Source organism: Enterobacter sp. R-1.6.2, assembly GCF_035064085.1.
GTDB lineage: Bacteria > Pseudomonadota > Gammaproteobacteria > Enterobacterales > Enterobacteriaceae > Enterobacter > Enterobacter asburiae_B.
In genome coordinates, this window is the sequence record NZ_JASEYI010000120.1 from 1 (window position 1) to 581 (window position 581).

The window sequence follows — 581 nt, forward strand, 5'->3', positions numbered from 1 at the left end:
TCGAACAGCTGCAGCTGCGAAACGCCGGAGCCGGTGAAGTCATTCAGCATCACACCGGCTTTGGCATACCGGTGTCCGTCCTTCCAGATACGCTCCAGAGCCGTTGTGGCGGCCGCAATGATGTCCCGGGTGTCCTGAGTGGGGGTAAGCAGTTTCTCCGTGGCCACGTTGCCATAGTAAGGCTCTTTAACGGCGAACGGAGACGTTTTGATGAATACGGAAATATGCCGGCAATACTGGCGCTCTTTACGCAGCTTTTCTGAGGCCCGCTCTGCGTACTGACAGACAGCCTGGCGGAGCGAATCGTATTCAGTGACCTTCTCACCAAAGCTGCGGCTGCAGACAATCTGCTGCTTTGTTGGCGGCGCTTCCTCAAGCGACATGCAGCTTTCCCCGTTCAGTTCCCGCACTGTTCGCTCGAGAACGACGGAGAAATTTTTGCGGATGAAGGCCGGGTTCGTCAGGGCCAGATCGAGTGCGGTCTTAATGCCCAGAACATTGAGCTTGCGTGCAATACGGTTTCCCACGCCCCAGATCTCTTCGACCGGCTGCAGTGAAAGCAGTTTCCGCGTTCGCTGAGG

General features: G+C 56.8%; 1 pseudogene. It reads right to left on the reverse strand.

From position 1 onward, the window contains the following. A pseudogene (locus QMN93_RS26080) lies at positions 1–581 on the reverse strand (DNA polymerase V subunit UmuC); the annotation flags it as partial.